The sequence below is a fragment of the Nocardiopsis sp. MT53 genome (assembly GCF_019598965.1).
GTDB classification, from domain to species: domain Bacteria; phylum Actinomycetota; class Actinomycetes; order Streptosporangiales; family Streptosporangiaceae; genus Nocardiopsis; species Nocardiopsis changdeensis.
On the sequence record NZ_CP080599.1, the window covers coordinates 3,932,459 to 3,958,500 of the forward strand.

26 protein-coding genes and 2 tRNA genes are annotated in these 26,042 nt (G+C 74.0%); 18 read left to right on the forward strand and 10 right to left on the reverse strand.

Going from position 1 to position 26,042, the window contains the following annotated elements; translation table 11 throughout:
* The first annotated feature begins 19 nt into the window (after positions 1–19).
* Positions 20–523, forward strand: a complete 504-nt coding sequence (locus K1J57_RS17570) for a pyridoxamine 5'-phosphate oxidase family protein (RefSeq protein ID WP_220559650.1) — start codon at positions 20–22, stop codon at positions 521–523.
* A gap of 83 nt (positions 524–606) precedes the next feature.
* The gene (map, locus tag K1J57_RS17575; protein ID WP_220559651.1) at positions 607–1,383 is read left to right on the forward strand and encodes a type I methionyl aminopeptidase; all 777 of its coding nucleotides are present in this window, start codon (positions 607–609) and stop codon (positions 1,381–1,383) included.
* Between the two features lie 25 nt (positions 1,384–1,408).
* Here map and K1J57_RS17580 read toward each other — a convergent pair whose 3' ends face one another.
* The 4 genes from K1J57_RS17580 to K1J57_RS17595 all read right to left on the reverse strand — a co-directional run bounded on the left by K1J57_RS17580 (position 1,409) and on the right by K1J57_RS17595 (position 4,661).
* Positions 1,409–1,969, reverse strand: coding sequence for a dihydrofolate reductase family protein (locus K1J57_RS17580; RefSeq protein WP_220559652.1), 561 nt, complete (start codon positions 1,967–1,969; stop codon positions 1,409–1,411).
* Between the two features lies 1 nt (position 1,970).
* Positions 1,971–2,789, reverse strand: a complete 819-nt coding sequence (locus tag K1J57_RS17585; RefSeq protein WP_220559653.1) for an alpha/beta fold hydrolase — start codon at positions 2,787–2,789, stop codon at positions 1,971–1,973.
* A 50-nt stretch (positions 2,790–2,839) separates the two neighbouring features.
* The gene (locus K1J57_RS17590; RefSeq protein WP_220559654.1) at positions 2,840–3,547 is read right to left on the reverse strand and encodes a hypothetical protein; all 708 of its coding nucleotides are present in this window, start codon (positions 3,545–3,547) and stop codon (positions 2,840–2,842) included.
* A gap of 115 nt (positions 3,548–3,662) precedes the next feature.
* Complete coding sequence (locus tag K1J57_RS17595; RefSeq protein ID WP_255646396.1) at positions 3,663–4,661, reverse strand: YafY family protein; 999 nt, start codon at positions 4,659–4,661, stop codon at positions 3,663–3,665.
* Positions 4,662–4,761: 100 nt separating this feature from the next.
* Between K1J57_RS17595 and K1J57_RS17600 the strand changes: the two genes are divergently transcribed.
* The 4 genes from K1J57_RS17600 (at position 4,762) to K1J57_RS17615 (ending at position 8,632) form a co-directional block, all read left to right on the forward strand.
* Entirely contained in the window at positions 4,762–5,184 is a 423-nt protein-coding gene (locus K1J57_RS17600; protein ID WP_220559656.1) for a VOC family protein, read from the forward strand.
* 215 nt (positions 5,185–5,399) lie between these two features.
* Positions 5,400–6,710: an ABC transporter substrate-binding protein gene (locus K1J57_RS17605; protein ID WP_255646397.1), complete on the forward strand. Its 1,311-nt coding sequence runs from the start codon at positions 5,400–5,402 to the stop codon at positions 6,708–6,710.
* A 165-nt stretch (positions 6,711–6,875) separates the two neighbouring features.
* Positions 6,876–7,724: a carbohydrate ABC transporter permease gene (locus K1J57_RS17610; RefSeq protein WP_220565611.1), complete on the forward strand. Its 849-nt coding sequence runs from the start codon at positions 6,876–6,878 to the stop codon at positions 7,722–7,724.
* Complete coding sequence (locus K1J57_RS17615; RefSeq protein ID WP_255646398.1) at positions 7,721–8,632, forward strand: carbohydrate ABC transporter permease; 912 nt, start codon at positions 7,721–7,723, stop codon at positions 8,630–8,632. The genes K1J57_RS17610 and K1J57_RS17615 overlap by 4 nt, the downstream gene beginning before the upstream one ends.
* Before the next feature lie 9 nt (positions 8,633–8,641).
* Here K1J57_RS17615 and K1J57_RS17620 read toward each other — a convergent pair whose 3' ends face one another.
* Entirely contained in the window at positions 8,642–9,190 is a 549-nt protein-coding gene (locus K1J57_RS17620) for a TetR/AcrR family transcriptional regulator (protein ID WP_220559658.1), read from the reverse strand.
* Between the two features lie 53 nt (positions 9,191–9,243).
* On the opposite strand from K1J57_RS17620, the gene K1J57_RS17625 reads away from it, so the two are divergent.
* Positions 9,244–10,287: an FAD-dependent monooxygenase gene (locus tag K1J57_RS17625; RefSeq protein ID WP_220559659.1), complete on the forward strand. Its 1,044-nt coding sequence runs from the start codon at positions 9,244–9,246 to the stop codon at positions 10,285–10,287.
* Between the two features lie 39 nt (positions 10,288–10,326).
* Positions 10,327–10,743 carry a nuclear transport factor 2 family protein gene (locus K1J57_RS17630; protein WP_220559660.1) on the forward strand — a complete coding sequence of 139 codons (417 nt, stop codon included), beginning with the start codon at positions 10,327–10,329 and terminating at the stop codon, positions 10,741–10,743.
* Positions 10,744–10,814: 71 nt separating this feature from the next.
* Here K1J57_RS17630 and K1J57_RS17635 read toward each other — a convergent pair whose 3' ends face one another.
* Complete coding sequence (locus K1J57_RS17635; RefSeq protein WP_220565613.1) at positions 10,815–12,587, reverse strand: ABC transporter ATP-binding protein; 1,773 nt, start codon at positions 12,585–12,587, stop codon at positions 10,815–10,817.
* A 150-nt stretch (positions 12,588–12,737) separates the two neighbouring features.
* On the opposite strand from K1J57_RS17635, the gene K1J57_RS17640 reads away from it, so the two are divergent.
* Positions 12,738–13,334 carry a TetR/AcrR family transcriptional regulator gene (locus K1J57_RS17640; protein ID WP_220559661.1) on the forward strand — a complete coding sequence of 199 codons (597 nt, stop codon included), beginning with the start codon at positions 12,738–12,740 and terminating at the stop codon, positions 13,332–13,334.
* 52 nt (positions 13,335–13,386) lie between these two features.
* Here K1J57_RS17640 and K1J57_RS17645 read toward each other — a convergent pair whose 3' ends face one another.
* A complete protein-coding gene (locus tag K1J57_RS17645) occupies positions 13,387–13,680 on the reverse strand; it encodes a co-chaperone GroES (protein ID WP_220565614.1) in 294 nt (97 codons plus the stop codon).
* Between the two features lie 163 nt (positions 13,681–13,843).
* Here K1J57_RS17645 and K1J57_RS17650 point away from each other — a divergent pair.
* From K1J57_RS17650 to K1J57_RS17665, 4 genes are all read left to right on the forward strand, one after another.
* Positions 13,844–13,916: transfer RNA gene (locus K1J57_RS17650), tRNA-Ala, on the forward strand.
* 906 nt (positions 13,917–14,822) lie between these two features.
* Positions 14,823–15,698: an alpha/beta hydrolase gene (locus K1J57_RS17655; RefSeq protein ID WP_220559662.1), complete on the forward strand. Its 876-nt coding sequence runs from the start codon at positions 14,823–14,825 to the stop codon at positions 15,696–15,698.
* Entirely contained in the window at positions 15,695–16,681 is a 987-nt protein-coding gene (locus tag K1J57_RS17660) for an ATP-binding cassette domain-containing protein (RefSeq protein WP_255646399.1), read from the forward strand. The genes K1J57_RS17655 and K1J57_RS17660 overlap by 4 nt, the downstream gene beginning before the upstream one ends.
* Complete coding sequence (locus K1J57_RS17665) at positions 16,678–17,484, forward strand: ABC transporter permease (protein WP_220559663.1); 807 nt, start codon at positions 16,678–16,680, stop codon at positions 17,482–17,484. Before K1J57_RS17660 ends, K1J57_RS17665 begins: the two co-directional genes overlap by 4 nt.
* A 51-nt stretch (positions 17,485–17,535) precedes the next feature.
* Here K1J57_RS17665 and K1J57_RS17670 read toward each other — a convergent pair whose 3' ends face one another.
* Together K1J57_RS17670 and K1J57_RS17675 are read right to left on the reverse strand one after the other, a co-directional pair.
* A complete protein-coding gene (locus K1J57_RS17670) occupies positions 17,536–17,715 on the reverse strand; it encodes a hypothetical protein (RefSeq protein ID WP_220559664.1) in 180 nt (59 codons plus the stop codon).
* Positions 17,712–18,716: a LacI family DNA-binding transcriptional regulator gene (locus K1J57_RS17675; protein ID WP_255646400.1), complete on the reverse strand. Its 1,005-nt coding sequence runs from the start codon at positions 18,714–18,716 to the stop codon at positions 17,712–17,714. Before K1J57_RS17675 ends, K1J57_RS17670 begins: the two co-directional genes overlap by 4 nt.
* A 174-nt stretch (positions 18,717–18,890) precedes the next feature.
* Here K1J57_RS17675 and K1J57_RS17680 point away from each other — a divergent pair, with 174 nt between their 5' ends.
* From K1J57_RS17680 to K1J57_RS17695, 5 genes are all read left to right on the forward strand, one after another.
* Positions 18,891–20,582 (forward strand): HAD family hydrolase, encoded by a 1,692-nt coding sequence (locus K1J57_RS17680; RefSeq protein WP_220559666.1) that lies wholly within the window; start codon positions 18,891–18,893, stop codon positions 20,580–20,582.
* Positions 20,583–20,620: 38 nt separating this feature from the next.
* Positions 20,621–21,547 (forward strand): cell division protein FtsQ, encoded by a 927-nt coding sequence (locus tag K1J57_RS33520; RefSeq protein WP_255646401.1) that lies wholly within the window; start codon positions 20,621–20,623, stop codon positions 21,545–21,547.
* Positions 21,544–23,262, forward strand: a complete 1,719-nt coding sequence (locus tag K1J57_RS17685) for an ABC transporter ATP-binding protein (RefSeq protein ID WP_255646402.1) — start codon at positions 21,544–21,546, stop codon at positions 23,260–23,262. The genes K1J57_RS33520 and K1J57_RS17685 overlap by 4 nt, the downstream gene beginning before the upstream one ends.
* Positions 23,249–24,097, forward strand: a complete 849-nt coding sequence (locus tag K1J57_RS17690) for an energy-coupling factor transporter transmembrane protein EcfT (protein ID WP_220559668.1) — start codon at positions 23,249–23,251, stop codon at positions 24,095–24,097. The genes K1J57_RS17685 and K1J57_RS17690 overlap by 14 nt, the downstream gene beginning before the upstream one ends.
* 113 nt (positions 24,098–24,210) lie before the next feature.
* A tRNA-Ala gene (locus K1J57_RS17695) sits at positions 24,211–24,283 on the forward strand.
* A gap of 226 nt (positions 24,284–24,509) precedes the next feature.
* On the opposite strand, the gene K1J57_RS17700 is transcribed toward K1J57_RS17695, so the two are convergent.
* The gene (locus K1J57_RS17700) at positions 24,510–25,997 is read right to left on the reverse strand and encodes an MFS transporter (RefSeq protein ID WP_255646403.1); all 1,488 of its coding nucleotides are present in this window, start codon (positions 25,995–25,997) and stop codon (positions 24,510–24,512) included.
* Positions 25,998–26,042: the final 45 nt, after the last annotated feature.

Sequence of the window (26,042 nt, forward strand, 5' to 3'; positions counted from 1 at the left end):
CGACGAAGGGGTGACCGCCATGCGACCGAACGAGATCGCCGAGATCCTGGACCGACCCGTCAGCCGGGAGCTGCTGGCCCGCGACATCACGCGCCTGGCCTACGTCGCCACGGACGGCACACCGCGCAGCATCCCGATCGCGTTCACCTGGAACGGCTCGGAGATCGTCCTGTGCACCACGAAGAACGCCCCGAAGCTGCGCTCGCTGCGGGTGAACCCCACGGTCGCCCTGACCATCGACACCGAGGTCCACCCGCCCAGGATCCTGCTCCTCCGCGGGCGCGCCGACCTGGACGAGGTCGACGGCATCCCGGAGGAGTACCTCCGGATGAACGGCACCTACGGGATGACGCCCGAGCAGCGCGTCGAGTGGGAGGCCGAGGTCCGCTCGCTCTACGACGGCATGGTGCGGATCGTCATCACCCCCACCTGGGCCAAGCTCATCGACTTCGAGACGACCCTGCCCAGCGCGGTCGAGGAGCTGGTGAGGCGGCGGGACGAACGCCGGAGCGGATCGGCCTGAGGACGGCGGCGCGAGGGCCCTCGAACCCGTGGAGCGGTATAGTATGGCCGGTATAGTTATTTGAGACGCGGGAAGGGCGCCCCATGATCGAGATCCTCAACCCCACCGAGCTGGCCCGGGCCGGAGTCACCGGCGCCCTGGTCGGGGACATCCTGCGGACGCTGCGGAGCCGCAGCGAGGTCGGCACCAACCTCCTGGACATCGACAGGTGGGCCCGGGAGATGATCCTCGAGGCCGGGGCGCAGTCCTGCTACGTCGACTACGCGCCCTCCTTCGGGCGCGGGCCGTTCGGCCACTACATCTGCACGGGCGTCAACGACGCCGTGCTCCACGGGCGGCCCCACGACTACGCCCTCGCCGACGGCGACCTGCTGTCCCTGGACCTGGCCGTCTCCGTGGACGGCGTCGCCGCCGACGCCGCCATCAGCTTCATCGTGGGCGAGTCGCGGCCCCCGGAGAGCGTCGCGCTGATCGACGCGACCGAGCGCGCGCTGGAGGCGGGGATCGCCGCTGCCGGGCCCGGGGCCCGCATCGGCGACATCTCCCACGCCATCGGCTCGGTCCTCCGGGAGGCCGGGTACCCGATCAACACCGAGTTCGGCGGCCACGGCATCGGCTCGACCATGCACCAGGACCCGCACGTCCCCAACACCGGGCGGCGCGGCACCGGGTACAAGCTGCGCCCCGGTCTGATGCTGGCGCTGGAGCCGTGGGTCATGCAGGACACCGACCGGCTCGTCACCGACGCCGACGGGTGGACGCTGCGGAGCGCGACGGGCTGCCGGACGGCGCACAGCGAGCACACGGTCGCCATCACCGAGGACGGGGCCGAGGTCCTCACCCGGTCGGCGCGGGGGTGAGGACCGGCCGCCGCGCCCGCGCGGGTCAGCGGGCGCGGCGGTGGACCGTCACCAGCACGCCGTCGCCGTAGACGGTCGCCTCGGCGAGCCTCCAGGCCGACTTGTCGGCGGTCTCGCCGAACAGCCTGCGGCCGTGCCCCAGGAGGAGGGGGAACGTCATGAGCCGGATCTCGTCCACGAGGTCGTGCCCGACCAGTCCCCGCACCAGGGAGAGGCTGCCCGGGACGGAGATCTCGCCGTCCACCTCCTCCTTCAGCGCCGTCACCGCCGATACGAGGTCCCCCGAGAGCACCGTCGTGTTGTTCCACCGCGGCTCGGTGAGCGTGTTCGAGACGACGTACTTGGGCATCCCGTTGTACTTGTCCGCGAGCGCCCCCTCGTACTCGGGCCAGGCGGACGCGAACCCCTCGTAGGTCCGCCGTCCCAGCAGCAGCGCCCGCGCCCCGAACGCCTCGTCCTCCTTGAACTTCTCCCCCTCCCCGCGGTCCACCTCGAAGCTCCAGTTCGGGTACCTGAAGTCCTCGCCGCCCGGTGCCTCCGCGACGCCGTCCAGCGAGACGAACTCGGTCACCACGACCCGTCCCATGTCAGCCCTCCTTCCCGGCGAACGCCCGCAGCACGGGCGCGAGCACCTCCGGGGCGGCGCTGTGGTTCTCGCCCGGCACCACCTGGAGGGTGGCGGTCGGCAGGTGACCGGCGACCGCCCGCGCGCCCGCGGCGAGGAAGGGCCAGGTCCGGTCGCCGTGCAGGACCAGCACCGGGACGTCGACCCCGTCCCACAGGTCGGCGCGCAGCGGCCGGCCGGACATGGTGTCGCCGAGGTTGCGGCCGTCGTAGGCGATCGTGTGCGCGATCGCCTCCAGCCCCGGCCACATCTCGCTCCCACGCACGTCGCCGAGGAACTCCGGCGGCATCCCCACGGCCGCCGTCATGAACAGCTCCACCGCGTCCCCCGGCCGCCCGGCGGCCACGGCCGCGTCGAGCCGCTCGACGTAGTCGTCCGGCAGCGGCGGCCGGGAGCCGTCGACGACGACCGGCGGCTCGAACAGCACCAGCCGCGCGACGGGCACGCCCGCCTGCGCCGCGTTGAGCGCCAGGTGCCCGCCCGAGGACCAGCCGAACACCGTCACGGGCCGCCCGCCGCCCTCCCGGTCGATCACCGCCGCAAGGTCCTCGAACTCGCGCTCCACCGCGTACGGCGCGGTGTCGCCGCTGGCGCCCCGGCCGCGCCGGTCGTGGTTGACCACTCGGAAGCCGTCGGCGAGCAGTTCCGCGATCGCCGCGTTCTCCGGGGTCGTAGCACGGTGCGCGGTCGCCCCGTCGATGATGACGATCGGATCGCCCTCGCCCCACGCGCTGTACGCGATGGCGGTGCCGTCGGCGGAGGTGACCGTTCCCTCGGACATGTCCAGCCCTTCTGTCGTCCGCGGTGGCCTCCCACCGCTGTGACCCCAGGCTAGGAACCGGCCGGGGGCCCGGTCTTGTACAGAAGCGACATCGTCCCCCGCCCCTCCTGCAACTGGGTGGCCGTCCGCCCGATGAACCGCTGGAGCGAGCGGGCCAGGTGCGGCTGGTCGTAGTACCCCAGCCGGTGCACCACGTCCAGCGGCGCGGCGCCCCCGCCGAGGAGCAGCGCCGCCTCCCGGGCGCGTTCGATCTGCCGGATCGCCCCCTGGGTGAGCCCGGTGGCGGCCGCGACGCGCCGCTGCACCGACCGGGTCCCCACCCGCGCGATCCCGCCCCAGACCACCTCGTCCACGAGGGGGTCGCGGGAGATCACCCCCGCCCGCGCCAGCCGTGCCACCAGGGCCTCGGCGTCGTCGAAGCCCGGGACCTCCCACTCCCGGCCGCCCAGCACGAACGTCCGCTCTGTGACGTGGGGGCTCTCCACGGCCGAGTCGACCAGCCGCGGCAGGTGAGGCAGTACGGTCCCGTGCGCGAAGGTGATGCCCAGCGACTCCGAGTCGCCCGCCAGCTCCACGCTGGACGCGGCGGTCTCGGGCCCGCGGACGGCCGCGTGCCCGCGGCCCCCCTCCTCCCAGAACACGAGCTCCCAGGTGGACGTCGCGACCGAGGTCATGGCCTCGAACCCCGACGCCCGCCCCCGCCAGACGCACGCCACGTGGGGCGAGTCCGACATCCTGTGCAGGCTCTCGATCGCCATCGTCCCCTCCGGGTCCGGTCCGTGGTGCCATCATCGCCGCGGGCACCGACACGGGGCCACCGGAGGCCGGGGATCCGCCTCTGGACGGCCCGGCGACGCGGGGCCGGTGCGCGGTTCAGGGGGTGCCGCCCGCTCTCCGGCGGGTGGCCGCCGTGTAGCGGTCGGCCAGGCGGGCGCAGGCGTCCGCCAGCTCGTCCGGACCGACGACCTCGAACCCGGCGTCGAACCGGCCGACCGCCGCGGCCAGGCCCGTCCACGACCACGAGTACAGCACGAGCCGGCACCGGTCCGGGCCCGCCTCCTCGACGGTGCCGTCGCCGACGTAGGGGGCCGCCGCGGCCGCGGGCAGGTCGAGGAGCACCTCGCCGCGGCAGGGAGGGACGCCCGTCCCGTCCGCGCCCCGGAACCGGGCGGCGACGAAGGCCGCGGCGTCCCCGCCCGGCGGCTCGCGCGGGGAGAACCGGGGACCGGTGAGCGGGCGCGGTGTGATGCGGTCCGCCCGAAAGGTGCGCCAGTCGCCGCGGTCCAGATCCCAGGCCAACAGGTACCAGCGCCCGCCCCGGGCCACCAGGTGGTGGGGCTCCGCCCGGCGCGGCGGGGGCCCGAGGGGGCCGTCGTCCCGGCCCGGTGCGGCGTAGTCGAAGCGCAGCACCTCGCGGGCGTGCACGGCCGAGCCCAGCGCGGCCAGGACGCCGCCGCCGACCGGCGGCCGGGGACCGGGATCCTCGGCCGCCGAGGCGTCCAGGGTGTCGATCCGGCGGCGCAGCCGCGCGGGCACGAGCCCGCGGACGGTGTGCAGGGCGCGCAACGCGTCCTCCGCCACGTCGGAGCCCTCGGGGCCGGCCGCCGCCAGCCGCAGCGCCAGGGCCAGGACGGTCGCCTGCCCGTCGTCGAACAAAGGCGGGGGCCGGTCGGCGCCCGCGTCCAGGCGGTAGCCGCCGTCGGGGCCCTTGGCGGCCGCCACGGGGTAGCCGAGCTCGCGCAGCCTGTCGACGTCGCGGCGCACGGTGCGCGGGCTGACGCCCAGCCGCTCGGCCAGCAGGGGGCCCGGCCAGTCCCGGCGGACCTGGAGGAGCGAGAGCAGCTTCAGCAGCCGCACGGAGGTCTTCTGCACGCCCCCGATCCTGCCGGGGGAAGAGGCCACCCCCTGTCCGCCTCCCCTGCGACCTTGTCCGCGGGGCCGCCGGACGGCGGCCCGGAACAAGGGAGCGACCATGTCCATCACCACGACGACCCATGCCAACTTCCGGGGCGACGCCCGGGCGGCGCTGGAGTTCTACCGGGACGTGTTCGGCGGCGACCTCGCCGTGATCACCTACCGGGACGCCGGCGGTGTCACCGACGAGGCCGAGGCCGACCAGGTCATGTGGGGGCAGGTGGAGTCCCCGGCGGGCTTCCGCCTGATGGCCTACGACGTGCCCGGGCACACCCCGTGGAACCCGGGGGAGCGGCCCTACTTCGTGTCGGTGCGCGGCGACTCGGTCGAGGAGGTCGCCGGGTACTGGGAGAAGCTGAGCGAGGGCGCCGCCGTCGTGCAGCCCCTGGGGGAGTCCGCGTGGGCGCGGGCCTACGGCATGCTCCGGGACCGCTTCGGCCTGACCTGGGTCCTGGACGTCCCCGCGGCCCACGGCGCCTGACACACCGCGGGCCCGGTCGGGGACCGGGCCCGCGGCCCGCCGCGTCGCGCCGCCGCCGTCCCACGGGCCGCCTTTTCCGTCCGAACCCAGTGCGAAGACTTGCCCTCGCTTTTCCACACCGCGCGCGAGGATGTTTCCGTGCCGTTTCCGGGGAGATGACTCCAGAACACGTTCGACCGATCGCGTACAGCCACCGGGATCGGAAGGAGAGGCCCATGTTCTTCCTGCCGGGGCGCGGACCGCGGGGGCGCCGGACGCGGGTCGCGCGTCCGCTCGCGGCCGGGGCCGCCGCCCTGCTGATGGTCCTGTCGTCCGGGTGCGGCGCGCCGCCGGGGCAGGAGGGCGGAGGGGCCGGCCTGGCCGACGACCCCCGGATCGTCTGGGCCGTCACCGGCGCCGACCGGGCCGCCCACGAGCAGGTCGCCGCCCTGTGGAACGAGACCCACCCCGACCGCCAGGTGGAGGTCTTCTTCCTGGCGCCCACCGCCGACGAGCAGCGCCAGGCCATGTTCCAGGACCTCCAGAGCCGGGCGGGGCAGTTCGACGTCCTGGGGCTCGACGTGATCTGGACGGGCGAGTTCGCCGACTTCGGCTACATCGAGAGCCTGGAGGACCTGCGCCCGGAGGTCGAGGGGGTGAGCCTGCCCGGCGCCGTCGACACCGCCCAGTGGCGGCAGGAGCTCTTCGCCCTCCCGTACTCCTCCAACGGGGCCTTCCTCTACTACCGCACCGACCTCATCGACGAGCCGCCCCGGACCTGGGAGGAGCTGTACGAGACCGGGACGGCGGCCGCCGAGGAGGCGGGGATCTCCGGCTTCGTCGGCCAGGGGGACCGCTACGAGGGGTTCGTCGTCAGCTACCTGGAGCTGTTCTGGGCCGCCGGGGGCGAGCTGTTCGACGAAGGGCAGACCCGGAGCACCTTCCTGGAGGGCGACGCCGCCTCCACCGCGCTGGACTTCATGACCCGGGCCCACGCCACCGGCTTCTACGCCGAGGGCTACGACTCCATGGTGGAGGACGACGCCCGGGCCCTGTTCCAGGCCGGCGAGGCGGTGTACATGCGCAACTGGCCCTACGCCGTGCCGCTGCTGTCGGGCGAGGCCGGCGAGGAGAGCGCGGTCGCGGACGACTTCGCCGTGGCCCCGCTGCCGACCTTCGACGGAGAGGGCACCACCAGCGCCCTGGGCGGGCTCAACAACGCCGTGAGCACTCTGAGCGACGAGAAGGAGGTGGCCCGCGAGTTCGTCCTGTGGGCGGCCACCGACCCCGGGGCCCAGGCCCTGCTGGCCGAGAACAGTCTGCCGCCCACCATGGAGTCGGTCTACGAGGACTCGGAGGACCCGAACTTCCGGATGCTCGGCGACATCCTGGCCGAGGCGCACGCCCGGCCCCCGGTCCCGGGGTACAACTCGCTCTCCCTGGCGATCCAGGACGAGCTCCACCCCGCCTTCCTGGGCCAGGCCGATCCCGGGCCCGCCCTGGAGGCCGTGGAACGCGCCGCGGACGACGCCCTCCGGCAGGAGTAGGACATGGCGACACGACAGAGCAGCGGACACACGGCGCAGGACCGCACGGGCCGGGTGCCCCGGCCGCGCGGGGGCGGGGACGGAGGCGGCGGGGGAGGCCGGACCTCCCGGGGCGGCGGCCGGGGGCCCCGCCGGAACCCGGGCCACGGCCTGGGCGAACGGGCCATGGGGAGGATCTTCCTGGCACCCTCGTTCGCCTTCATGGCCGTCATCGCGCTCTTCCCGGTCTTCTACGCCGTCCTGATGAGCCTCTACGAGATCCGCGGCTTCAACCAGGACTTCACGGGGTTGGGCAACTACGCGCGGGCCCTCACCGACCCCGGCTTCTACAACGCGGCGCTCAACACCCTGGTCTTCACCGTGGCCTCGGTGACGCTGGAGTTCGTGATCGGACTGGGCTTCGCGCTGATCATGCACCAGGCGTTCGTCGGCCGCGGCCTCACCCGGGCGGTGATCCTGGTGCCGTGGGTGATCCCCACCGCCGTCGCCGCCCAGGTGTGGCGGTACATGTTCGACCACAACCCGGGGTTCGTGAACGCGGTGCTCGGCACCGACGTCAACTGGCTGCGCGACCCGGCCTGGTCCATGGTCGGCATCATCGCCGCGGACGTGTGGAAGACCGCGCCGTTCGTGGCCCTGCTGCTGCTGGCCGGGCTCCAGACGATCCCCAAGGACTACTACGAGGCGGCCAAGATGGACGGCGCCGGGGTGCTCCAGCGCTTCTGGTCCGTCACGCTGCCGCTGCTGCGCCCCGCGATCGTGGTGGCGCTGCTGTTCCGCACGGTGGACGCGCTGCGCATGTTCGACTTCGCGTACGTGTTCGCCGGGTACTCCAACTCGCTGGCGACACTGTCGGTGTACGCGCAGCGCTTCCTCGTCGCCGAGCCCCGCCTCGGCTACGCGAGCGCGCTGTCCACCGTCACCTTCGTGATCGTCATGCTGGTCGGCCTGGCGTTCATCTCCCGGATGGGGCGGCACATGGTCGGCGACACGGCACGGGAGGTGAAGCGGTGACGATCTCGGAGCAGGACCGGGCCCGCGAGGCGGTGCGCGAGGCGCACCGGACACGGCGGGGGACGCCGCCGGCCCTGGTCAACGCGCTCAAGCTGCTGGGACTGGCGGTGGTGCTGCTGTGGTGCCTGTTCCCGTTCCTGTGGATGGCGATGACCAGCCTGCGCACCGGGTCGGTGGCGCTCACCGACCCCAACATCCTGCACGGGCCGTTCAGCCTGGACAACTACGGCCAGGTCTTCGACCTGGGGTTCCAGTTCGCGCTGCGCAACTCGCTGCTCGTGGCGGCGCTGACCACGGTCATCTGCATCCCGGTGGCGGCGCTGGCGGGCTACGCCCTGGCCCGGCTGCCGCTGCGCGGGAGGTTCGTGCTGCTGGCCGTCACCCTGGTGGCGACCCTCTTCCCGCCGGTGGCGCTGGTCAACCCGCTGTACCAGATGTACCTGGAGCTCCAGTCGCTGACCGGGGTCAACCTGCTCAACAGCTACGCGGGCATGGTGATCCCGTACGTGGCGCTGACCCTGCCGCTGTCCATCTTCATCCTGGCCACGTTCTTCGCGGGCATCCCGCGCGAGGTCGAGGAGTCGGCGAAGGTGGACGGGGCCACGCCGTTCCAGGCGTTCTGGCGGGTGGTGGCGCCGCTGGCGGCGCCCGGGGTGGGCGCCGCGTCGATCCTGACGTTCGTGTACGCCACCAACGAGTTCCTGCTGGCGTTCTCGTTCGCGCCCCGCGACCTCAACGTGCAGACGGTCCCGGTGTTCATCGGCACCTTCCAGCGCGTCGGGTACGAGAACCCGATCGGCCAGGTCATGGCGGCGTCGGTGCTGGTCTCGGTCCCCCTGATCCTCTTCGCGCTGGTGCTCCAGCGCCGGATCGTGGCCGGGCTGACCTCCGGCGCGGTCAAGGGCTGAACGCCGGGGTCACTCCAGGCAGGCGCGGACCACGGCGGCCATCCGCTCCCGGGGCTCGACGACCCCGGGGCGGGTGACCCCGCGCAGGATGAGCCCGTCGGCGTAGGCCATCAGGGTGCGCATCGCCGCCTGCGGGTCGGCCGCGCCCAGGTCGGCGAGGACGCGCGCGCCCCACTCCTGGATGAGGGCCGCGCCCCGGGACAGGGCGGCGGCGATCCGGGGGTCGTGGGTGGCCTCCACCGACAGCGCGTAACGGGCGACGGTGCGGACCCGGTCGGTGGTCACCGAGGCCTCGATGAACCGGGTGACGGCGTCCAGGAAGAGGTCGAGCGTCGGCTCCCCGGGCAGGTCCATCGCCGCCCAGTCGCGCCGGTCCAGCTCCTCCAGCCGTTCCACGACGGCGGTGACGAGCGCGTCGCGGGTGCGGAAGTGGTTGGAGGACGACCCCCTGGGCAGACCCGCCGCGGCGTCCACCCGGCCGTGGGTGAGGGCGTGCGCGCCGCCCGTGCCGAGCAGGGTGATGGCGGCGTCCAGGGCGCGTTCGCGAGTCTCCGACATGGGGGAACTATAAACGTAGTGACGGGCTACTATGATCGTAGTAGCGTGGGGCCATGAACGGTAGAGCACTCATCGTCGGAGGCGGCATCGCCGGACTCGCCGCCGCCCGCGGCCTGCTGGACCGGGGCTGGGAGGTCGAGGTGCGCGAACGCCACGCCGGCCCGCCCGACATCGGCGGGGCGCTGGGCATGTGGCCGCCCGCCCTGGAGGCCCTGGACCGGCTCGGCCTGGGGGATGCGGTCCGCGCCACCGGGAGCGTCCCCACCGCCGCGCGGCTGGCCGACCCCGCCGGACGGACCCTCGTGCGCCTGGACCGGCGCGCCCCCGCCGCCCGCCTGGTCGCCCGTTCCGCGCTGCTGGAGATCCTGGCCGGCGCCCTGCCCGCGGGAACGGTCCGCTGGAACACCCCCGTCACCCCGGAGGAGGCCGCCGCCGGAGCGGGCGGATTCGACGTGGTCGTCGGGGCCGACGGCCTCAACGGCGCCGTCCGCCGCGGCGCCTTCCCCGCCGCGCCCGCCTCCCGGGGGCTGGGCACCGTCGCCTACCGGGGAGCCGTGCCCGGCCATGTCGCGACCTTCACCGAGACCTGGGGGAGCGGCCGCCTCTTCGGCGTCACCCCCATGGACGGCCGCGCCGCCAACTGGTACGCGGCCGTGCGCGCCGACCTGGCGCCCGACCGCGGGGCGGACCCCGTCGTCCTGCTGCGCCGGCTGTACGGCGGCTGGCACGCGGGGGTCGCCCGGGTCCTGGACGCGCTGCCCGGCACCGCCGTCGACCGGCGCACCCTCTACGACCTGCCCGCCCCGGCCTCCTACGTGCGCGGGCGCCACGTCCTCATCGGCGACGCCGCCCACGCCATGGCGCCCAACCTGGGGCGGGGCGCCTGCGAGTCCCTGGTGGACGCGGCCGCCCTGGCCCGGGCACTGGGCGAGGCCCCCGCCGTCGCCCGGGGGCTGGCCCGCTACGACCGGGAGCGCCGCCGCCCGGCCGCCCGCCTCGTGCGCGCCTCCCGGGCGATGAGCGGGCTCGCCACCGCCACCCGCCTCACCGGTCTGCGCGACGGGACCCTGCGCACCGTCGGGGCGCTCCTGGGATAACCGCTTTACCCGGGCGCGGCCGCACGGTTGGCTGGGGGCATGAGCGGATCACAGACCGACGTACTGCCCCTGACCACCGACGTGCGCGAACACCCCGCCGTGTTCGCCAGCGCCTTCAACTCCGGCGACCCCGACCTGGTGGAACGCGTCTACGAGGAGGACGGGATCCTCGTCCTGGACCCGGCCGCCCCGCTGACCGGGGCCGCGCGGCGCGAGGGCAACGCCCGGTTCATGTCCCTGGGCGTGCCGATCGCGGTCAGCCCCCGGCACGTCCACCAGGCGGGCGACATCGCCTTCCTCATCGTCGACTGGGAGGTGCGCGGCACCGGACCCGACGGGCGGGAGGTCGACATCCGCGGCACCGCCACCGACGTGGCCCGGCGCGGGGCCGACGGGCTGTGGCGGTACGTCATCGACAACCCGTTCGGCGTGGCCGGGGCGCCCGCCGCGCCCTGACCGCCCGGACACGGGACCGCCCCGGCCCGGGGACCCCGGGCCGGGGCGGCGCGGCCGAACGCACCCGCGGCTCAGCCGGCCGCGGTCGGCTCCGGCACCTCGGCCTCGACCTCGGCGATGTGCAGCGCCGCGACCAGGTCGCGGTACAGCTCGTCGCGTTCCAGCAGTTCGGTGTGCGTCCCCTGGGCGCGCACCCCGCCCTCCTCCATCAGGATGATCCGGTCGGCGTGGATCACCGTCGACAACCGGTGCGCCACCGTCACCACGGCCGCCCGGTCGGCGTGCCGCCGCACGCTCTCGGTGATCGCCGCCTCGGTGATGGCGTCCACCTGCGAGGTCGCCTCGTCCAGCAGCAGCACGTCCGGCGAACGCAGCAGCGCCCGGGCCAGGGCCACCCGCTGGCGCTGGCCGCCCGAGAACGCCGTGGCGTCCAGCGGGGTGTCCAGGCCCTCCTCCAGGGCGTCGACCTTGTCGGCCAGGCGGACGTCCCCGACCACCCGGCGGATCTCCTCCTCGGTCGCCTCCGGGCGGCTGAACAGCAGGTTGTCCCGCAGGGTGCCCGGCACCACCGGGGTGTCCTGCTCCACGTAGGCGAAGTGCGCGCGCACCTGCTCGGGGGTCAGCTCCCGGTAGGGGGTGCCGTCCACCCGCAGTTCGCCGCCCTCCGGCTCCAGGAACCGCAGCAGCAGCGACAGCACCGTGGTCTTGCCCGCCCCCGACGGGCCCACGATCGCGGTGTGCCCCCGCCGGGGGATCACCAGGTCCACGTCCCGGAGCGCGGGCGCGGCGCCCGGGGCGTAGCGGGCGGTCACCCCCCGCAGCTCCAGCAGGGCGTCCGGGCCGTGCCCGTTGGAGAAGGCGGGGCGGCCGCCGAGCGGAGCCGGCGCCGGGCCCGCGGGCGCCTCGGCGGCCGGCTCCAGCGGGATCGCCTCCACCTCGCGGATCCGCTTGGCCGCGGCGATGCCCGACTGCAGCGTGCTCACGCTCTGGGACAGCTCCATGACCGGGTTCAGCAGCGTGAACGCGTACAGCAGGAACGCGATCAGGGTGGACACGCCGATGTCGCCGGAGGCCACCCGCAGGGCGCCCACGCCCAGGATGGCGATGATCGCCAGCTGGATGCCGCTGAACGCGATCGTCCAGGCCACCGCCTCCCGGCGGACCGCCCGCACGCCGTGCTCGGCGGCCTCGCGGGCGTGGACGAGGATCGTGTCGCCCAGGCGCTCCTCGGCGCGGCTCACCTTGACGGTGCGGATCGCCCGCAGCGCCCCGTCCAGCACGCCGCCCATCAGGCCCAGGGAGTTCTGCGCCTTCTCCTGCGCCTTGGCCAGGGCGGGCATCAGGGTGAGGAACAGGACCGTCACGATGAGCACCGCGGCCGCCGTGACGGCCACCAGGACCAGGTCCAGGACCGCCATCATCACCAGCGTGCCGACCAGCAGCACGGCGCCGTTGATGAGGCTGATGACGCTCGTGGACGCGGCCTCGCGCAGCAGCACGGTGTCGGAGGTGGCCCGGGTGACCAGCTCGCCGGAGGAGCGGCGGGACAGCGGGATCAGCGCGGCCCGGAAGTAGCGGCGCACCAGCGAAGTGCGCGCGTCCAGCACGACCTTCTCGGCGACGGTGCCCATCAGGATCCAGTGGTACATGCCCAGCACCGCGCCGACGGCGAACAGGCCCAGCAGCAGGACGATGGGCAGCGTCAGCCCGCCCCCCTCGGCCAGGGTGTCCAGGACGAGTTTGACCACCATGGGGTTGGCCAGCTCCAACCCGGAGCCGAGCAGCGCCAGGACTAGGCCCAGCAGGAGCTTGCGGCGGTGCGGGCGCACGAACGACCACAGCACCTTCAGCTGGGCGAAGCGCGGCTCCTCCCCGGGCGGGGACTCCGCCGGGATCGGGGCATCGTTTGTCTCAATGCGATCAGCCATGCTTGAAATTAGGTCATACGTGACCGATTATTGTCAACCAAATACCCGCAAGCCTAGGATGAGCGCATGGTGAAGAGCGCAACCTCAGAGGAAGAGACGAGGACCCGTGCCCGCACCCGCCGCGCCATCCTGGACGCGGCCGTGCAGGTCCTCGGAGACAACCCCGCCGCACCCCTGTCCCAGGTGGCCAGAGCAGCCGGGGTCGCCCGCAGCACGCTGCAGCGCTACTTCGCCGAACGGGCCGACCTCATCGAAGCCCTGCGCGACTACGCGGACGAGCTCTCCAACGAGGCCTGCGAGCGGGCGCGCACCACCGAGGGCACCGCCATCGAGGCGTTCACCCGGCTCGTCGCCGAGTACTTCACGCTGCGCAAGGTCATCATGCTGGCGTTCGGCTCCGACGACCTAACTGAGGACGCCCGCGACCAGGACGAGTGCAGCGCCGCCGACCTGGCCCTGCAGGCGCTCATCGTCCGGGGGCACGAGGACGGCACCATCGACCCCAGGATCACCCCGCTGTGGGCCGAACAGCTGCTGTGGTCCGGGCTGTACGCCGGCTGGACCTACGTCACCACGGCCAGGGTCCCCGCCTACGAAGCGCTCACCCTGTGCCTGCACTCGCTCGTCAAAGCGGTGGAGCGGCGGCCCGGGCGGGACGACTGACCCGATACGGAGCGGACCTCCGGGAGCCCACGGGCCCCGGAGGCGACGGGTGCTACAGGTACAGGCCGGTACCCCGCTCCGGGGCCTCCTTGGCGATCGCGTGCACGTCCCGCTCGCGCAGGATGATGTACCGCTCGCCGTTCAGTTCGACCTCGCCCTGCTCCTCCGGATCGAACAGGACCCGGTCCCCGGTCTTGACATGGCGGGCGCCGGTGCCGGCGCCCACGACCTCGCCCCAGGCGAGCCGCGTCGCCAGCTTCACCGTGTCCGGGATGACCAGACCCGCGCTGCTGCGCCGCTCGCTCTTGTCGGGGACCGTCTTCACCAGCAGGCGGTCGTGGAGCATCTGGATTTCAAGCTTTGATTCGGGCACACCCCCAGGGTATTCGCCCCCGGCCCGGGCCGTCCGCCGCCACCACCGGCCACGGGACCGCCCCCCTGGCTCAACCACCTCTTAACCTTCGGTACAGTAATTCCATCGCCGACCGGGGTAACCGAGCGGCGCACCAGGGGCTATGGCGCAGTTGGTAGCGCGCCTCCATGGCATGGAGGAGGTCTGGGGTTCGAATCCCCATAGCTCCACTCGACTCTCAGACGACCCTGCTCGGGGGCCTTCGGCCGCCTCGCAGGGTCGTCTTCGTCGTGCCTGCCGGGGGGGGAGACCCCCCGAACCCCCCGAGGTGACCCCCTGCGGCTGGGGCCGCGTGCATCGTGGGCCTCGGCGGCGGCTGGTCTTACATCGTGTGCGGGCTGTGCCCGCAGGGGTCTTCTTCGAGGTGGCCCGTTGTGGCGGGGCCGCGTGTATCGGGGGCCTCGGCGGTGGCCGGTCTTGCATCGTTCGCGGGCCGTGCCGACAGGTCGGCCGGAGGCGATCCTCTGCGGCGGGGGCCGCGTGCATTGTGGATCTCGGCGGTGGCCGGTCTTGCATCGTTCGCGGGCTGTGCCCGCGGGGCGTTCTTTGAGGTGACCCCTGCGGGGGAGTGGCGGACCTCACATGTGCGCGGGGGCGGTTCAGGTCGGGGTGAGGGCCGCGTAGTAGGACTGCCGGGACGTGAAGCACGGGTCGAAGGCGGGCGGCGGCTCCCCCCACGAAAGACCGCCGATGTGTCGAAGCGGTCCTCTCGATCAGGCCGTACCCGTCCTCGCTGCCCGCCGCCGGAGCGGTGGGCCACCGGAGCGCCGCGGGGGCCGGTACCGGACGATTCCCCGGAATTTCCCCGGACGTTCGAACGGTGTGCGGGCGGTGAACGGTCGGCGGCCGGTTTCGGACACGCGAATGGAGAGGGGGGACAATTCACCTGCGGATCTCCCGCGAAGAATGGAGGAATCGCAGATCAAGCGGCCTCCACCACTTTCGTCGGTAGTGCCACCACCACCCGCGTGGTGGGTGTGGGTGGACGGTGAATCGGGAGTCGGCACCATCGAATGCGGCGACCCGCGCATCTAACGTCGAAACCGTTAGAGAATCCCTCGATCCGACGGAGGATCATGATCACGGCGGGCCCCCGGACCGCGCCGCCCCTGGCGCCTCTGCACTACGAGGAGCAGGAGTGGAACGGCCTTCGACTGCTGGCTTACGACGAGTCCGGCGACGGGCGCATCGTCGAGGCCCTGGGTGATCCGGCGACCGCCGATCACATCATCGTCCTCGTCCCCGGAAACGACAATTACCTGGGGAATTACTTCGACCCGAGCCGTCCCACCCGCCCCCGGGTGAACGGCGCGACCCTGCTGCGGACCATGGGCGAGGTCGCCACGGGGGAGAGTTTCGCCGTCGTGGTGTGGATGGGCTACGACACCCCCCGCGGATTCTTCGAGGGCGCGATGCGCGGACCGGCCCGGCGGGCCGCCCCCGACCTCGTCCGGCTCACCCATTACCTGCCCGGCGACGCCCACATCACCCTGGTCGGGCACAGCTACGGGACCGTCGTGTGCGGCCTGGCGCTGGCCGAGGGCCGCGTCGACGACTGCATCGCCCTGGGCAGCCCCGGCATGGGCGGCTCCTCCACCGCCGACCTGCGCTACTCCGGGAACCTCTGGGTCGCCCAGGGGCGCGACGACTGGATCCGCCGCTTCCCGCGCGGCCGCCTCGGCGACCTCGGCCACGGGCCCACCCCGCTGCGCCCCGGCTTCGGGGGCCTGCGCATCGAGACCGGCGACATCCCCGGCCACTGCGCCTACTACACCGAGGGCAGCGAGTCGGTGCGCAACATGGCCCGGATCGCCCTGGGCCGCTACGAGGAGGTCACCCTGGTCGACCCGGTGGCCCGCACCCCGCTGCCCCGACCGGCCGCCCCGGCCCGGTCCGCCGCCCTGCCCGCGCAGCGGGCGGCCGCCGTCCCGGGGGAGAGGATCGCCCGGTGACCGCCGACGGACCGGTGATCCTCGCCGAGGGGGTCCGCAAGACCTATCCGTCCAGGAGCCGGCCCTCCCTGGACGGGTTCGACCTGGTCGTGCGCCCGGGCACGGTGCACGCCCTGCTCGGCCCCAACGGCGCGGGCAAGACCACCGCGGTCCGGGCGATGTCCACCCTGGTCCGGTTCGACGAGGGCAGCGTCCGGGTGGCCGGGCACGACGTGGCCTCCCAGAGCCGCCGGGTACGCGAGCGCATCGGCCTGACCGGCCAGTACGCCGCCCTGGACGAGGTGCTCAGCGGCCGGCGCAACCTGGAGATGTTCGCCCGCCTGCACCACCTGCGGCCCCGGGAGGCCAAGGCCAGGGCCGCGGAGCTGCTGGAGCGGTTCGGCCTCACCGACGCCGCCGAGCGCCCGGTCCGCCACTACTCCGGCGGCATGCGCCGCCGCCTGGACCTGGCGGCCAGCCTCATCCTGGACCCGCAGGTGCTGTTCCTGGACGAGCCCACCACCGGCCTGGACCCGCGCAGCCGCGCCGAGGTGTGGCGGGCGGTGCGCGACCTCGTCGACCGGGGCACCACCGTGCTGCTCACCACCCAGTACCTGGAGGAGGCCGACCGGCTGGCCGACACGGTGTCGGTGATGGAGGCCGGCCGGGTCATCGCCGAGGGAGCCCCCGACGAGCTCAAGCGGCGGGTCGGCGGCAGCCGCGTGGAGGTGGTGGTCACCGACCCCTCCGAGGTCGACAAGGCCGTGGAGGTGCTGGGCCGGGTGTGCGGCGCCCCGCTCGACGTCGACCCCGATACCCAGACGGTGCGCGCCCCCGTGGGCGGGCGCGGCAGTGAACTGGCCAAGGTGGTGCGGGCCCTGGACGAGGCCGGGCTGGAGGTGGAGGACATCGCGCTGCGCAGGCCCAGCCTGGACGAGGTGTTCCTCAGCCTGACCGGTCGCCGCACCGGAGAGGACGCGACCACCGGGGAGGGTCCGCGATGACCGTGATGGCCAGGCGCCTGGGATGGGCGCTGTCCGACACCGGGGTGGTGGCCCGCCGCTACCTGTCCCACCTGGTGCACAAGCCCGACGAGCTGATCGGCACCCTGCTCATCCCGGTGCTGGCGGTGCTGCTGTTCGGGTTCGTGTTCGGCGAGACCATGGGCGCCGCCGCCGGGGTGGACGACTACCGGGACTTCCTGATGCCGGGCCTCTTCGCGCTCACCATGGCCTTCGGTATCGGCAACACCACCATCGCCGTGGTCACCGACGCCGGGAGGGGCGTCATCGACCGGTTCCGCACCCTGCCGATGGCGCCGTCGGCGCTGCTGGCCGGGCGCAGCGTCTCCGACGTGGTCTCCGGGGTGGTGGACCTGGCCGTGCTGGCCGGGATGGGCCTGCTCATCGGGTGGCGCTGGAACGAGGGCTGGCTCTCGGCGCTGGCCGCCCTGGGGCTGCTGCTGTGGCTGCGGCTCGCCTTCACCTGGATCGGCATCTACCTGGGGCTGGTGGTGCGCAGCCCCGAGGCCGCCATGAAGTTCTTCTCACTGGTCTTCCCGCTGGCCATGGTCGCGGACACGTTCGTGCCCACGTCGAGCATGCCCGGCTGGCTGGCCCCGCTGGCGGAGTGGAACCCGCTGTCGGCGACGGTGATCGCCGCCCGCGACCTGTTCGGCTCGCCCGGGGTGGTGTCCGACTCCTGGGTGGCGCAGAACGCCCTGCTCATGGCGCTGGTGTGGCCGCTGGTGCTGCTGGCGGTGTTCGTCCCGCTGGCGGTGCACCGCTACCGGGCGGCCGCCCGGTAGCGGGGGCCGCGCGGTGGTGGGGACCGGGGTCCGCGGGGGCGGCCGCGGTCCTCACCCGTGCGCGTCCACGAAGGCCAACAGGCCGGGATCGCCCGAGACCAGGCGCTCCGCCTCCTCGCCGCCGTCGCACCGGCACAGCGACACCGTCACCTCGGAGTCCGTGCGCGCGACCACCCGCCACACACCCCCGTGCTCCTCCCAGCGCCGCAGGACGTCGACCGGATCCGTCATGGCGTACCGCCTCCTCGCCGTTCCCCGGGCGGCGCGGTGGAATCGCGCACCACCAGTTCCGGTGCCAGCACCTCGTGCCGGTCCCCGGTGCGGCCGCCCATGCGCTCCCACAGCAGTTCGGTGGCCAGCCTCCCCATGATCGCGCGCGGCTGGTCCACACTGGTCAGCCGGGGGCGGGTCACCTCCGCCAGGGACGTGTTGTCGTAGCCCACCACGGACACCTCCGGCGGGGCGTGGTCCAGCACCGCCAGCGCCGCCAGGTCGTTGACCGCGAACACCGCGCCGGGTCCCCGCGCCAGCAGCTCCGCGGCCGCGCGCTCCCGGTCGCCGCCCACCGGGTGCACCAGCGCCTCCCCGGCCAGCCCCGCCTCCCGCATGGTCTCCCGGTACCCGGCCTCGCGCGAGCGCGACGACGGGCTGCCGCTGCCGGACAGGTGCCCGATCCGCGTGTGGCCCAGCTCCAGCAGGTGCCGGACCGCCGCCCGCGCCCCCGCCTCGTCGTCGTTGGCGACCGTGTCCACCCCCGGGGCGAACTCCCGCGGCCGCCCCACCATCACCACCGGCACCCTGCGCGCCGCGTCGGCCAGGGCCGCGGCGCCCACCCAGGAGCTCACCACCACGACCCCGTCCACGTTGAGCTGGAGCAGGGAGTCCAGCTGGTGCTCCAGCCGCCCCCGGTCGCGGCGGCCGTGCGCCAGCAGCACCGTGAACCCGCGGCCCTCCGCGGCCTCCTCCACGCCCGCCACGACCTCCGTGTGGTACGGGTTGGCCAGGTCGGTGAGCAGCACGCCCAGGATCATCGTGCGCCCCTGCACCAGCCCGCGGGCCAGGCGGTTGGAGCGGTAGCCGAGCCGGTCGGCGGCGGCCAGGATGCGCGCCCCCGTCTCCTCGCTCACACCGGGATCCCCGCGCAGCGCCAGCGACACCAGGGATTTGGACACCCCGGCGGCCGCGGCGACATCGACGATGGTGGGACGGCGCCCGGGTCTGGTTCCTGTCACAACGACCATTGTGTCCCGGATCGGAGTGCCTCGCCCGCCATCGACTGGAACGTTCCAGACCCGTTTCCCGACCGGCCACCGAAAGTCCTTCCCCCGGCTCCGGCCCCTGTTTACCGTCACCGGTGAACGCACTCTCCGGGCCGCCGCGGCGGGCCCCGACCGGCAGGAGCCACCTTGGACCCGATCCCCGCCCTGCGCCGACGCCCCGAGGCCCTGCTGCTGGACTTCGGCGGGGTCGTCTTCCAGACCCGCAAACCGCCCGAGGGCCGCGCCGCCGTCGCCCTGCACCTGCGCGAGACCCTGCTGCGCGCCGGGCACGACGTGCCCGCCGCGGAGCTGCGGGCCTCCCTGGACGCGGGCCTGGCGGCGCTCAAGGACTGGAAGAACGCCGCCGGCCGCCGGCGCACCCCGCGCGAGCTGACCCACCGCGAGATCTGGACCGACTTCCTCGCCTCCGACCTGCCCGACCCGGTGCGGGAGACCCTCGCCGGCAGCGCGGGCCCGCTGCTGGCCGACATGTCCACCCTGCTCTCCGAGCACCGCCTCCGCCCCGGCATCCGCGACCTGCTGCACGCCGCCCGCACCCTGGGCGTGCGCGTGGGCATCGTCTCCAACGCCCACTCCGGCCGCGCCCACCGGTCACTGCTGCGCGAAGCCGGGCTGGAGGACGCCATCGGCGTGCAGGTGTACTCCGACGAGGTCGGCATCCGCAAGCCCCACCCGGAGATGATCGCCCTGGCCGCCCGCGCCCTGGGCACCGATCCCGGGCACTGCTGGTACGTCGGCGACACCCAGGACCGCGACGTGGTCGCCGGGCGCAGGGCCGGGGCGGCCGCCGTCGTCCTCACCCGCCACCACCACACCGACACCCCGCCCTACCCGGTACGGGAGAGCGCCGACGCGGTCTTCGACACCCCCGAGGGGCTGGTGGACCCGCTCTGGCACAGCGTCCCGGCCCGGGCGGCCGACGCCGCCCCGGCACGGACCGCCGGAGAGGACACGGAACAGGACCCGGTCCGGGTGGTCCGGCCCCGGGCGCACGGCCCCGCCGCGGCGCGCCGCGCCCCGGACCCCGGGGAGCCCGGCGCGCTCCTGCTCGACCAGGGCGGGGTCATCGCCGTCTCCAGCGCCACCCCCGACGTCCAGCGCGACTTCGCCGCCTCCCTGGCCCGCCGCCTGGAACGCGTCGGCTACGCCGCCACCACCGAGGACATGCTGGCCCTGGTGCGCGCCGGCCGCGACCGCTACCGCGACTGGAAGGCGGGGCACGACGAGGACGGGCCGATCCCCGAGATCACCCCGCGCGCGTTCTGGCACGACATGGTCGGCCGCGACCTGCCCGAACGCGTCCGCGCCTTCCTGTACGCCGAATCCGCGCAGCTCACCCTGGAGTACGCCGACTCCAAGAGCCTGGCCCGGATGCGCGCCGGCGTCCGCGAGGTCCTGGAGCACTGCGCCGAACGGGGCATCCCCGTCGCGGTCGTCTCCAACACCGTCTGCGGGCGCGCCGTCCGCGACGAACTCGACCGGTTCGGCATCGCCCACCTCATCGGCGCCCACGTCTACTCCGACGAGCTGGGCCACCGCAAACCCGACCCCGCCACCGTCCGCTCTGCCCTCACCGCCCTGGACGCCGACCCGGCGCGCGCGTGGTTCGTGGGCGACAAGCCCTGGCGCGACACCGCCGCCGCCCGCCGGGCCGGAGTCGGGACCGCGGTCATCGTGCGCGGCGGCTCCGCCTCCGACGAGCGCATCGACGCCGCGCGCACCGGCCGGGACCCGCTGCTGCGCCCCGACCACGTCATCGACGAGACGGGCGACCTGCTCCGGCTGTGGACGGGCACCCCGGTGCCCCTCGCCACCTGAGAGACCCCCTTCCCCCTCCCCCCGAAAGGTCACCCACCATGGCCACCCCCACCCCCCGGCCCCCCGACGTCCGGGAGCCGTCCCGGCCGCCCGCGCTCAACTCCGGCCAGAAGCTCATGGTCTTCGTCCTGAGCATGACGCTGTTCGGCCTGGCCAACATCATCACCGAGGTCCTGCCCGCGGTCAGGCTCGGCCCGGTCGAGCTGTCCGTGTCCTACCTGGCCTTCGTCCCGGTCGTCATGGCCTCCCTGTTCCACCCCCTCTACGCGGCCCTGGGCGCCCCGCTCGGCGAGATCGTCTTCGTCGACCTGCTCATGGGCGACTTCTCCGGCATCGGGGAGCTGGAGGGGTACCTCCAGATGTTCCTGGGCGTGTACATCGCGGGCTGCCTGGTCCGCGACCCGCGCCGCCGCGGGCAGCTGTTCCTGGCCGGGGTCACCGTCGTGTTCGTCGACAAGCTCCTGTCGGCCGTCGTCGACATCGGCAAGGTCATGGTCGGCGTCGAGGACGCCGAGTTCGTGCCCGGCCTGCCCGAGTCGATCCTGCTGCTGGAGGCGGTCGGGTTCACCACCGAACTGGTCATCAGCGGCATCCTCTTCGGCGCCCTGCCCGCGATGGCGCTGGCGCCCCGGCTGTACGGCAGGATCGAGCCCCTGCTCGGACTGGCCCCGCGCGACCCCGCCCGGCCCCACGCGCTGGCCGAGCGCGGCACCGGCGCGTTCCTGCTGCTGGCCCTGGTGCTGGCGTTCGTGTCGATGATCGCGGCGTTCACCTCCGAGATCTTCGACAACTTCGGGGTATGGCAGCCCGACTTCATCGACCGGTACGGGCAGCGGTTCCTGTGGATCGGGGCGTCGGCCGCGGCCATCGTGCTGGCCGCCGCGGTCATGGCGGTCCGGTTCGTCGTCCACTCCCGGCGCGAGCGCGCCGCCCAGGACGTCCGGGACGGGGAGGGGCCGCGGTGAGCGGCGGCGACCCCGCCGCACCCGCCGTCGAGGTCCAGGGGCTGCGCTTCCGCTACCCGGGCGCCGCCCGGGACACCCTCACCGGCGTGGACCTGCGCGTCGAACGCGGCGACATCACCGCCGTCATCGGCGGCAACGGCTCCGGCAAGACCACCCTGTGCAAGACCTTCAACGGGCTCGTCCCGCACTACTGGTCCGGCGACTTCGACGGGACCGTGCGCGTGTGCGGCACCGACACCCGCACCGCCTCCGTCGCCGCCCTGTCCCACCTGGTCGGCTACGTCTACCAGGACTTCGGCAACCAGCTGGTGCGGCCCACCGTCCGCGACGAGGTGTCCTTCGCGCCCGTCAACTTCGGGCTCGCCGACCACGCCGAGCGCACCGAGGAGGCCATGGAGCTGCTCGGCCTCGCCCACCTCGCCGACCGGTTCACCTGGCAGCTGTCCGGCGGGCAGCAGCACCTGGTGGCGCTCGCCTCCGTGCTGGCGCTGCGGCCCGAGGTCGTCGTGGTGGACGAGCCCGTCGCCGAACTCGACCCGGTCCGCGCGGAACGGATCTACGAGGCGCTCACCGACCTCAACGCCCGGCGGGGGACCACCGTCGTCGTCATCGAGCACCACGCCGAGTTCGTCGCCCGGTACGCCCGCTCGGTGGTCCTCATGGCCGAGGGCGCACCGGTGTGGCACCTGCCGGTGCGCGAGGCCCTGGAACGGCACGACGAACTCGACCGGCACGGCATCCCCGCACCGCAGATCGCCCGGGCGGTGCGGGCCCTGGCCCCCGGGGCACCGGTCCCGCTCACCGTCCCCGAGGCCGCGCGGGCACTGCGCGGGGTACCCCTGGGCGGGGCCGCCCCGGCGCCGCCGGCGCCGCCGCCGGGGGAGGCCGTGGCCGAGCTCTCCGGCGTCCACCACGGGTACCGCGAGGTCGGCGGCGGGCTCACGCAAGTGCTGCGCGGCGTCGACCTCACCCTGGGCGCCGGCGAGCGCGTCGCCCTGGTCGGCGGCAACGGGGCGGGCAAGTCCACCCTGCTGCGCCTGCTCACCGGCCTCAAGGTGCCCCGCGCCGGGACCGTGCGCGTCGAGGGCGTCGACACCCGCACCGTGCGGCCCGCCGACCTCGCCCACCGGGTCTGCCACCTGTACCAGCGGCCCGAGCAGATGTTCCTCAAGGACAGCGTGCGCGAGGACATCGCCATGTTCCCCGCCGCGCGCGGGGTCCCCGACACCGACGCGCTGGTGGACACCATCCTGGAGCGCATCCGGCTCACCGGCCTCGCCGACCGCGACGGGCGCCTGCTCTCCGGCGGCCAGCAGCGCCGCGCCACCCTCGGCATCGGACTGGGCGTGCGGCCCGCCCTCCTGCTGCTGGACGAGCCCACCTCCAGCCTCGACACCGCCAGCCGCGACGCCGTCATCGCCATGCTCGACGCGCTCGCCGACACCATCCGCTGCACCGTCGTCGCCACCCACGACATGCACCTGGTCGCCACCTGGGCGCAGCGGGTCGTCGTCCTGGACGGCGGCCGGATCGCCGCCGACACCGCCCCGGCGGCGCTGTTCTCCGACCCGGGGCTCATGGCCGCGGCCGGACTCGTCCCGCCCCAGGTCGTCCGGCTCGGCCTGGAACTGGGGCTGGAACCGCCGCCCCTGTCCGTGGCCGACCTCCTCGGCCGCCGCCCGATCACCGAGGGGACCGCCGATGGCCGCCGCTGAACGCCACCGCAGGGAACGGGACACCCTCTCCGTCGAGTGGGTCAAACTCGAACTCCTGCGGACCGCCTACGCCACCCGCGGCGGACTGCTCGCCTCCCGGGACCCCCGGTTCGTCATCGGGTGGTACCTGGTCTTCGCCGTGGTGCCCTGGCTCACCCACGACCTGACCGTGCTCGCCGGGCTGTTCCTGGTGTGCGCGGCCGCCGTCGTGCTCAGCCGGGTCGGGCCGCTCATCCTCGGGCTGTTCCTGATCGGGTTCGTGCTGGAGAGCGTGTACCTGCTGGTCGCGTCCTGGTTCTTCGGCGGGGACCTGGGCACCGTGCTGGCACTGTCCGAGCTCACGCTCAAGCTCGCCACCGTCAGCCTGGCCAGCATGGCGGCGTTCGTGTCCCTGGACCCGGAGAAGCTGTCCGACGCGCTGCTGGCCCTGCACGCGCCCGCCATGGTCGCGTTCGGGGTGAGCTACGGGTACCGGATGCTGCCGGTGCTGATGGAGGAGTTCCACACCGTCGTCGACGGGTACCGGCTGCGCGCGGCACCGCCGCCCCCGCCCGGGTTCCTGGGGTGGCGGGCCGCCGTGCGGCTGGCCACCACCGTGGTGGCGGCGTTCTACCCCCTGATGCTCAACACCGCCAAGCGCACCCGCACCACCGTGGAGGCGCTGGAGACCAAGGGGTTCACCTACGCCGCCGAACACCCGGCGGGGCGCCGCATCCGCCTCTCCCACCTCAGGGCCGACCGGTGGGACGTACTGCTCATCGCCGTGACCGCACTGCTCGTCGCCGGCTGCTTCGGCCTGGGGCAGGTCTACCCGATGCCCGTCCGGGTCCGCTGACCCCCGCCGGTGGCGGGCGGTGTGGGCCGCCCGACACCCGGCCGGGTCACGGCACCCCCCGCGATCCGATAGACTCGACCATGTCGCCGGGGAGACCCGGGCGGCACCCGCACGGGGCTATGGCGCAGTTGGTAGCGCGCCTCCATGGCATGGAGGAGGTCTGGGGTTCGAATCCCCATAGCTCCACTTCACTCCGGAACGACCTTGTCCGGTGGATCTCGTCCGCCTCGCAAGGTCGTTCCGTCGTTTCCGCCGGGGGACGACCCCCGGTCTCCCGATGCGGGGCTTCGCCCCACGGGTTCGGGTGACGTCCCGTCGGGCCCGTTCGACTCCGAGACGACCCTGCCCACGCGTTCCACGCGCCGGCAGGGTCGTCCTCGTCGCGCCCGCCGGGGCCACCCCCGGCCGCGGCTCAGCGGGTGACCGGCTCGGGCGCCTCGGTGGCCGGCGCGGACCGGGGGAGCAGGCGCACGGCCAGCACGGCCAGCCCCAGAGCCAGCAGTCCGCCCACGGCGACGGTGACGTGCAGGCCCGTCACGAACGCCTCCCGGGCCTGGTCCGCGGCGGCGGCCGTCAGCCCCGGAGTCCGGAGCGTCTCGTCCAGGGTGCCCGCCGCGCCCGGCCCCAGCAGCCGGAACACGAACGCCGCCAGCGACCCCAGCAGGGCGATCCCGAGCGCGTGCCCGATCTCGTTCCCGGTCTCGGCCATGGCGGCCGCGGCGCCCGCCCGCTCCCGGGGCGCCGCCGACACCGCGATGTCGGCGACCAGGCTGAACGAGATCCCGTACCCGACGCCCGCGACCATCGTCGCCGCGACGTAGGGCACCACCCCGCCGTCCGAGGCCAGCGCCAGCAGCAGGAGCAGGCCCGCGCCCATGCTCGCGTGCGCCAGGATCAGGGCCGGGCGGGCTCCGATCCACCGGACCAGCACCGGTGTCCCGATGGAGCTCAGGGTCAGCACCGCCGCCCCCGGCAGGGCGAACAGCGCCGCCGTCAGCACCTGCAGCCCCAGCACCGACTGGAGGTACACCCCGGTCAGGTAGATCGACGCCGCCCACACCACCAGCGTCGACACGCTCGTGAGGATGGCGAGGGCGAACACCCGGTCCCGGAACAGCCCCAGGTCCACCAGGGGGTGGGCCAGGGTGCGCTGGCGCCGTACGAACCACACCAGCAGCGCCGCCCCCGCGACCCCGGTCGCCACCGTCACGGCCGAGACCCCGTGCGCCGCGATCCCCTTGACCGCGTACACCGCCAGCAGCAGCCCGCCCGCCGACAGCACCACGCTCGCCGCGTCCACCCGGCCGGGCCGCCCGGCGCGCACCTCGCGCAGCACCAGCGGTGCCAGGACGAGGAAGGCCACCACGACCGGCGCGTTGATCAGGAACACCGACCCCCAGTCGAACCGGCTGAGCAGTATCCCGCCCACCACCGGCCCGACGGCGAACCCGGCCGCGAACGTCGCCGCGAACACCCCGATCGCCTGCGCCCGGCGCCGCGGGTCGGTGAACAGCTCGCCGATCACCGCCAGCGAGGACGGCAGCAGCGTCGCCCCGCCCAGCCCCATGAGCACCCGGAACCCGATGAGGACCTCCGGCGTGGGGGACAGCGCCGCCCCCACCGAGCCGGCGCCGAACACCGCGGCCCCGATCATCAGCAGCCGCAGCCGCCCGTACCGGTCCCCCAGGTTGCCGAACGCGATGAGCAGCGAGCCCACCACGAAGCTGTAGGAGTCCAGGATCCACAGGGCCTGGTCCGCCCCCGGCTCCAGGTCCGCGATCACCCGCGGCATCGCCAGGTACAGCACCGAGGCGTCCATGGCCACCAGCAGCACCGGCCCCAGCACGACCAGCAGGCCGAACCAGGTCCGTGCGGTCGTTCGTTCTCGATTCGTTCCCATGGCGGCAACAGTGCCGCCGCCCCGCCGCCGCGACCAGACACCCGC